9 protein-coding genes are annotated in these 7247 nt (G+C 64.3%); 6 read left to right on the top strand and 3 right to left on the bottom strand.

Annotated elements, in window-relative coordinates; genetic code table 11:
• Nucleotides 1–82 precede the first annotated feature (82 nt).
• The 4 genes from QZ709_RS12945 to QZ709_RS12930 all read left to right on the top strand — a co-directional run bounded on the left by QZ709_RS12945 (nt 83) and on the right by QZ709_RS12930 (nt 4226).
• The gene (locus QZ709_RS12945; RefSeq protein WP_003116836.1) at nt 83–874 is read left to right on the top strand and encodes a PFL_4669 family integrating conjugative element protein; all 792 of its coding nucleotides are present in this window, start codon (nt 83–85) and stop codon (nt 872–874) included.
• Complete coding sequence (locus tag QZ709_RS12940) at nt 871–1398, top strand: DUF3158 family protein (protein WP_003098978.1); 528 nt, start codon at nt 871–873, stop codon at nt 1396–1398. Before QZ709_RS12945 ends, QZ709_RS12940 begins: the two co-directional genes overlap by 4 nt.
• A 73-nt stretch (nt 1399–1471) precedes the next feature.
• Complete coding sequence (locus QZ709_RS12935) at nt 1472–1912, top strand: single-stranded DNA-binding protein (RefSeq protein ID WP_003098976.1); 441 nt, start codon at nt 1472–1474, stop codon at nt 1910–1912.
• 283 nt (nt 1913–2195) lie between these two features.
• Entirely contained in the window at nt 2196–4226 is a 2031-nt protein-coding gene (locus tag QZ709_RS12930) for a DNA topoisomerase III (protein ID WP_003116834.1), read from the top strand.
• Nucleotides 4227–4949: 723 nt separating this feature from the next.
• Here the strand turns inward: QZ709_RS12930 and QZ709_RS12925 are convergent.
• Nucleotides 4950–5585: a cation transporter gene (locus QZ709_RS12925; RefSeq protein ID WP_003098972.1), complete on the bottom strand. Its 636-nt coding sequence runs from the start codon at nt 5583–5585 to the stop codon at nt 4950–4952.
• Between the two features lie 384 nt (nt 5586–5969).
• On the opposite strand from QZ709_RS12925, the gene QZ709_RS12920 reads away from it, so the two are divergent.
• Both QZ709_RS12920 and QZ709_RS12915 read left to right on the top strand, forming a co-directional pair.
• Nucleotides 5970–6206, top strand: coding sequence for a hypothetical protein (locus QZ709_RS12920; protein WP_003098970.1), 237 nt, complete (start codon nt 5970–5972; stop codon nt 6204–6206).
• 12 nt (nt 6207–6218) lie between these two features.
• Entirely contained in the window at nt 6219–6593 is a 375-nt protein-coding gene (locus QZ709_RS12915) for a DUF3703 domain-containing protein (RefSeq protein WP_011516992.1), read from the top strand.
• A 67-nt stretch (nt 6594–6660) separates the two neighbouring features.
• Here the strand turns inward: QZ709_RS12915 and cadR are convergent, their stop codons facing one another.
• Nucleotides 6661–7059, bottom strand: a complete 399-nt coding sequence (gene cadR / locus QZ709_RS12910) for a Cd(II)/Pb(II)-responsive transcriptional regulator (protein ID WP_003098965.1) — start codon at nt 7057–7059, stop codon at nt 6661–6663.
• Nucleotides 7060–7153: 94 nt separating this feature from the next.
• Nucleotides 7154–7247: IS3 family transposase (locus tag QZ709_RS12905; RefSeq protein WP_294637699.1), on the bottom strand; the 94-nt coding region annotated here is incomplete at its 5' end.

Genomic DNA, 7247 nt, shown 5'->3' with positions numbered 1-7247 from the left:
CGGCTCATTTCGGTTTGTTGACTGACTGCCTTCCGCTGCATGCGGATGCTGGCGGCTCCCTGTCCACCAGCGAGCGATCACCATGGCAACCAGCAACGAACCATTGCAACTCAACCTCGGCTCCCTGCGCAGCGCGATGTCGCTGACGCTGCACACCCACCACGCCTCGCGCATCTGGCATGGCCGCGCCGCCGCCGAGGGGCGACCCGGCATCGTCGGCCTGAACGGCTACATCGCCGTGATGAACAAGATGAAGCGCGGCTCGGAGCAGGACGACCCGTACAGCGACTGGTGGATGTTGCGCATCGAGGAAAAGCTCGACCAGACCAGGACCACGTTGCAATCGCTGCGCGAGCAGGTTGACCAGGCACTGGCCGGCGTGCCTGCGGCGTTGAGCCTGGGTGAGAACCTCAACGTGCAGCCGGTGAAGCTCCCCTTGTTCGTGAACGCGCAGCTCGGCTTTGCCGCCGTCTATCTGCTGGCCGACTACGACGACATCGCCCGCAAGCTGATCCTCGCCCACCACACCGCGCTGATCGATCGCTCGACGTTGGAGCGCTGGCTCAACGAAGGTGCCCACGCGCTGCGCAGCCTGTTCAGCCTGGCCCAGCAATACCGCTACTCGGGCTGCACCCGCGACGACTTCGCGGCCAAGAACGCCGCAGCTCGGGCAGCATTGGAGAAGTTCGGCGAACTGCCGCAGGACGTGCTCGAAGGCATGCGCCGCTCGAAGTTTGCGCCGCCCGTCGTGCGCCGTGGTCTGCAACAGCGTGGTGATAGCGCTGCCGCAGCCGCATCTCCCACCGACGAAGGCGCTGCCGCCGATTCGGCCGAGGCCAAGTCCACAGCCGCCGGCGAGGACGAACCGGCATGAGCGACCCGAACCGCGAACCGCGCTACTTCCGTCGTCTGGAACAGCCAGCCTTCATGCGGCTGGAACACGCGGCCTCTCTAAAAGGCCTTTTAAAGCCTTTTAAAGGTAAAGGGGACTTCGAGGCCTGGGCCAGCCAGTGCTTCGCCATGCGCGACGAGTTGATTGCCCTGGCGCAGCGACAGGTGCTGCCACAGGCGTGCGGGCATCCCTTCCACCTGCTTCCCGTCGAGCTGGCCCAGCAGACCACTGGCGCAGGCACGACCTTTCTTCGCTGGCGCAAGCACGATCGATCGGCCATGGGCGTGGCGTTGTGGCAGGAGCTGATGGCGAGCCCCAGCACGCCGGTCAACCTGCTGCACGACCTGCACGAGATCGAACTGCAGCGCGTCATGCTGAACATGCAGATCAGCCTGCTGCACACCCTGGGCAGGCAAGCACAGGAATGCGCCAGCAAGGCCGCGCAGGCGGACAACACCTACCTGCGCCGGCTCGCGTCCGTTCCTGCCGCAGTGCGCGATCGGTGATTGCGCCTGCCATCCGAGCACGCGCCCGAGCCCAACGAGGCACGGGTATTTCAACCACCACGGAGATTCCAACATGAGCACACAATTCATCGGCGAGGGCAACATCGGATCGCCTCCCGAGTACCGCGAATTCCCCAATGGCAACGACGATCCTCGCCGGTTGCTCCGGCTGAACGTGTACTTCGACAACCCCGTCCCCACCAAGGGCGGCGAGTTCGAGGACCGCGGCGGCTTCTGGGCGCCGGTGGAACTCTGGCACCACGACGCCGACCGCTGGCAGCAGCTCTACCAGAAGGGCATGCGGGTGCTGGTCGTCGGCCGCATGGAGCGCGACCCCTGGACGGACAACGAAGATCAGCCGCGTGAGACTTGGCAGGTCAACGCGCGCAGTGTCGGCATCCTGCCGTACCGCATCGAGTCTGTGGCCCTCAGCCCGAAGCCACAGGAGGCAGAGCCGAAGCCCCAGGCCACCCAGGAATCGACGGCGCCGAAAGAGACCAAGCGCAGGAAGTGATCGGGCATGGAGGGCGGCTGCCGCAGTGCTTCGCCGCCCTCCATGCGCTGCGAATTATCCCCAGGGGATAGCTCCACCAACGTCCACCGAGTTCCACGCGCGCTCCCGGAAATCGCGGCTCTCGGCCCGCACACTTCCGGCCACGCACCTTCCCCGCACTCGCCATTTCATCGGCGTGAAAGCGGTCGCTGCCGCATGCGGCTTGTTTGCTGCTGCCAGGGGCTGCGCTCGGCATCCTCGATCCCAGCAACTCCATGAACAACAGGAATCGGGATGGACGGATATGCGGCTGTTCTTGTGCGAGAAGCCCTCCCAGGGCAAAGACATTGGCCGGATTCTCGGCGCCACGCAGCGCGGTGAAGGCTGCCTCAACGGTTCCGGCGTCACGGTCACCTGGTGCATCGGCCATCTCGTGGAGGCGGCGCCGCCCGAGGCCTACGACGAGCAGCTCAAACGATGGTCCGTTGAGCAGTTGCCCATCATTCCCCAGCACTGGCGGGTCGAGGTCAAACCGAAGACCGCCACGCAATTCAAGGTCGTCAAGGCGCTCTTGGCGAAGGCGACTCACCTGGTTATCGCCACCGATGCCGACCGCGAGGGCGAATTGATCGCCCGCGAGATCGTGGAGCTTTGCGGCTACCGCGGCCCCATCGAACGCCTGTGGCTGTCGGCGCTCAACGATGCGTCCATTCGGGCGGCACTGGGCAAGCTGCGGCCTTCGGCCGAGACGCTTTCGATGTACCACTCGGCGCTGGCGCGCTCCCGTGCGGATTGGCTCGTGGGCATGAACCTGAGCCGGCTGTTCACGGTGCTGGGGCGACAGGCGGGTTACGACGGCGTGCTGTCGGTCGGCCGCGTACAGACCCCGACGCTCAAGCTCGTTGTGGACCGCGACCGCGAGATCGCGCGCTTCGTGTCCGTACCATACTGGGCCATCGCCGTGTCCCTGTTCGCAGGCGGTTCGACTTTCGCCGCGCAATGGGTTCCACCCGATGCGTGCACCGACGACGCAGGCCGCTGCCTGCGGCAGCCGGTCGCACAGCAGACCATGCAGCAGATCCGCGCTGCGGGCAGTGCCCACGTCGTGTCGGTGGAGACTGAGCGTGTCCGCGAAGGCCCGCCGCTGCCGTTCGACCTGGGCACCTTGCAGGAAGTGTGTTCCAAGCAGCTTGGGCTGGACGTGCAGGAAACCTTGGAGATTGCCCAAGCCCTGTACGAGACGCACAAGGCCACGACGTACCCCCGCTCGGACTCCGGCTACCTGCCCGAGAGCATGTTTGCCGAAGTGCCCACCGTTCTCGACAGCCTGCTCAAGACCGATCCCTCGCTGCGCTCGATCATGGGCCAGCTCGACCGCTCGCAGCGCTCGCGCGCCTGGAACGATGGCAAGGTCACGGCGCACCACGGCATCATCCCGACGCTCGAACCGGCGAAGCTCTCCGCCATGAGCGAGAAGGAACTGGCCGTGTACAGGCTCATCCGGTCGCATTACCTGGCGCAGTTCCTCCCTCACCACGAGTTCGACCGCACTGTGGCCAAGTTTTCGTGCGGGGGGCAGAACCTGGCGGCCACGGGCAAGCAGGTTGTCATCCCGGGTTGGCGCCAGGTGCTCGCCGAGCCGCAGGCCGAAGACGGTGATGGCGAGGGCGATACTGCGGTCCGCGCCCAGGTGCTGCCCGCGCTGCCGAAACTGTATGAGGGCCTGGCATGCCAGGTGGCCGACGTCGATCTCAAGGCACTCAAGACGCTGCCGCCCAAACCGTACACGCAAGGCGAGTTGGTCAAGTCCATGAAAGGCGTCGCCAAGCTGGTGTCCGATCCCCGCCTGAAGCAGAAGCTCAAGGATACGGTTGGCATCGGCACCGAAGCGACGCGGGCCAACATCATCGGCGGCCTGATCGCTCGCGGCTACCTCGTGAAGAAGGGGCGCGCCATCCGCGCCTCGGATGCGGCTTTCACTTTGATCGATGCCGTGCCTGCGGCGATTGCCGACCCTGGCACCACCGCCGTCTGGGAACAGGCGCTCGACATGATCGAGGCCGGACAGCTCACCCTGGACGTGTTCATCGGCAAGCAGGCCGCGTGGATTTCGCAGTTGATTGCGCAGTACGGCAGCGCCTCCCTGTCCATCAAGGTTCCCCAAGGGCCGGCATGCCCGCAGTGCGGCGCACCCACGCGCCAGCGCAGCGGCAAGAGCGGCCCGTTCTGGTCGTGCAGCCGCTACCCGGACTGCAAAGGCACGCTGCCAGTCGAATCCGGCAGCTCCAAGCGCGGCGCCTCGCGCCCGCGCCGTAGCGGCCGCAAAGGCTCCTGACCGCCCCCGTTCCCCGTGAGCCGTGCCCGCCTTCGGCGGCGTGGCCCCTGTCCCGCACTCCGCCGCATGCCCTGCGGGACGCCCAGCGCGCAACGCCTTCTTGATCCGTGTGCGCGTCCCGCCCAGCCGTCCCCGGCCGCGGGACCTGAAGGTAGCTTCTCTGCGAGCCGCACCACGCGCGTTCTGTTGATCTGCGTTTCTTCCGCCCTCTGCGAAGGGTCTCCCGGTGGCTTGCCAGGCTGCACGAGCCACCGGGAGACCCTTCGTGGTCAGCGGTAATCGGTGCCGGTGCCCGCCGGTGCAAAAACGGGCTCCCTTTGTGCGCGGATGTGCGCCAGACGATGCCGGCCCCAGCCACGACATGGGCCGGGTGTGATTGCTTGATGAGCAGACGGTTCTAGCGACGACCGGGCCTGCCAATCAGCCCACGGGTGGTTCCTCTTTTCTCCCGAGCCGAAGGCCGTTGGGCCTTCGGCGCCATTCTCCTGCCCATCAACGTCCCGGCCCGGCCATTGGCCTGGGCCACACGAACAGGAGAGACGACATGCACCCTCAACCTTGCGCACCGCTGCTGTACGGCAGACGGAGGTCGAGAACGGCATGCCCGCCTATCGCGCGGCCATCGCCAATGGTACGCTCGGCTGCAGCCGAGGCCGTAGCCCAAAGGCTGGACTACCTCTTTTGCAGAGGTAAACCTCGGGATGAACTGGGCGAAAACATGCCTTATGTGCCCGCCTTACGGCGAGCTGTTTCCGATGCTTCGCGCAGGATTTCCCGCCCCCCATTCGCTGCGATTGCGGCCACGATGACGCCCAGCACCAGATCCGGGATGTTCGACCCGAACCCCATCACCAGCACCCCGGACAGCACAATCGCACCATTGACGATGGAGTCGTTGCTGGTAAAGATCGCTGACGCCTTGAAGTTCACATCTTCCCCGCGATGGCGGCGCAGTAGTCTGAGGCACACTAGGTTCAAAGCCGCGTTCAGCGCGGCCATGGCCATCATGGCTGGGCCGACAGGCTCTTCCCCTCCAGCGAAGCGGCGTAGGACTTCCAACAGCAGCAGCGCGGCCAGGCCGATTAGCAAGAAACCCGACAAGCGGGCCGCGCCCACCTTGACCGTTGCCGCACGACCGACGGCATACAGGCTAACCGCATAGACCGACGCATCGGCGAGGTTGTCCAACCCGGCGCCCATCAGCGCCGTAGAGCCAGCCCAGATGCCAAGGGCAATGCCGGCGGCGGACTGCGTCAGGTTGATCAGCAACACAGTCAGAAGAATCTTTCGGTCCTTCGCATCGCTCGCATCTAGGCGGCCCAACTCGTCGTTTTCGTGATTTCTGTGGTTTTCAGCCATGCATTGTTCCTTCCAAATCGATGGATGCTGAAGCCTGTAGCGGCTGGAGAGTCAAGGCGCAGATGCAACGAACTTGCCACAGGGTCTTCCCGGACGCCCTTGACTCTACCGTAGCTAGAAGGTTTTCCAATCCAGTCAGAGCTTTAGGACAGAACAGATGAGCACCAATGCGCCCCCTTCATTGCGACTGTCATCCGGTATGGCTGCTATCCACTGATCCGTGGCGCCACTGCGGTTGTGCTCTTCGGCGAGCTCGCGACCGGCCGGCCGTCTTTTCCGACGGAGCTACTCACAGTGATCGTCGCGCTCGCTTGTGCCGCCTTGCTAGAGGGCGGGCGGCCTTTCCACTCCCCGTTGAGCCAGTAGCGGCGTTCCAAGCTGTGGTTGGCCGTCGGCGCATGGCTCGGCTTCTTGGTCGTGCATCTGGCCTTCCAGCACTCCAATCTGGGATACCGGGTCGGGCCGTTGGGATTGTTGATCGGGGTGGCTGAAGCCCATCGCTGGCATCACAAGCGTGAGCACGAAGACGCCCAAGTCAACTACGGCGATTTCTGGATGCCCGGGGGCCACTTGTTCAGCGCTTTCCGGTCGCAAAAGCACACGCTGGGCGCCAAAGAGTGACACTCAAGAAAGATGGACTTTCCAATGGACTACGGCCCGCAGCTTGTCTATCCCTTCCGGAGCCGGCCAGCAGCGGCAAACGCTTGCGCTGCTGGCTATACGATCTTGCCCACGTCGCATTCTTGCGCGAGTCGGGCCTTGCGGCTTCTTGCGAAGCGATCGCGAGTTGCGTGGCGTGCCCATGAGTCGGGCCGCGTCGTGGCGCACTGCTACCTTGGCCTGCACCTGCACCTGCGCAGCCACGCCGCGATGCTCGGTCTGGCCTGGAGAACCCGTAAGGTGGCGGAGATTGCGGCGCGCAGGTCGTCCGGCTCGCGCTGGCTCCTGTGGGCCACGCCCTCGGTCGCACGCCGTCTCAAAACGTCAGAATCGCGCGCTTTCGCATGATGGAGCGCGGCACGTGGCTCTCAGAACTGGACCCGATCACTTCCAGCACCGATGACACGCTCGAGCTTCAGGCGGGCTCGGCCAAGCTGTTGAGAATGCCGCACTCGCGCGAGGTTCGGGCGCTATCGCAGGAGCGTCGCAGATCCATTAACTCGCGCTCCAAGGCGCGCAATTCCTTCATCTTGGTCCGCACTTGCGCGATATGAGCGTCGACCAGCGCGTTCACCTCGCCGCAGCCCAACTCTGGCCGATCCCGTAAGTTCAGCAGTTGACGGATCTCATCCAGCGTCATGTCCTTCGCCCGGCAGCGGCGGATGAACAGCAAGCGCTGCAAATGGACTTCGTCATAGAGCCTGAAGTTGCCCTCGCTACGTGCAGGCTCGGGCAGCAAGCCTTCTGACTCGTAAAAGCGCACGGTCTGCACCAAGCAATCTGCCTTCTTGCCCAGTTCACCGATCCGCATCATGGTTGCTTCCTATAAAAAACTTGACTCTATATCTACTAGAGGTTTTCTAATGATGGCATCCGGGTGGGCTGCTGCCGGTCTCGTTGACACCGACCTAAGCTTCTTGAGCTTGCTCGAACTGTACGGGACTGAGATATCCGAGCGTCGAATGCCGACGCGTCGGGTTGTAGAAGCACTCGATGTAATCG

The sequence above is a fragment of the uncultured Aquabacterium sp. genome (genome assembly GCF_913773725.1).
Taxonomy (GTDB): domain Bacteria; phylum Pseudomonadota; class Gammaproteobacteria; order Burkholderiales; family Burkholderiaceae_C; genus Aquabacterium.
Note: the sequence above shows the minus strand (reverse complement) of the source record. Positions and strands in the feature narration are given on the sequence as shown.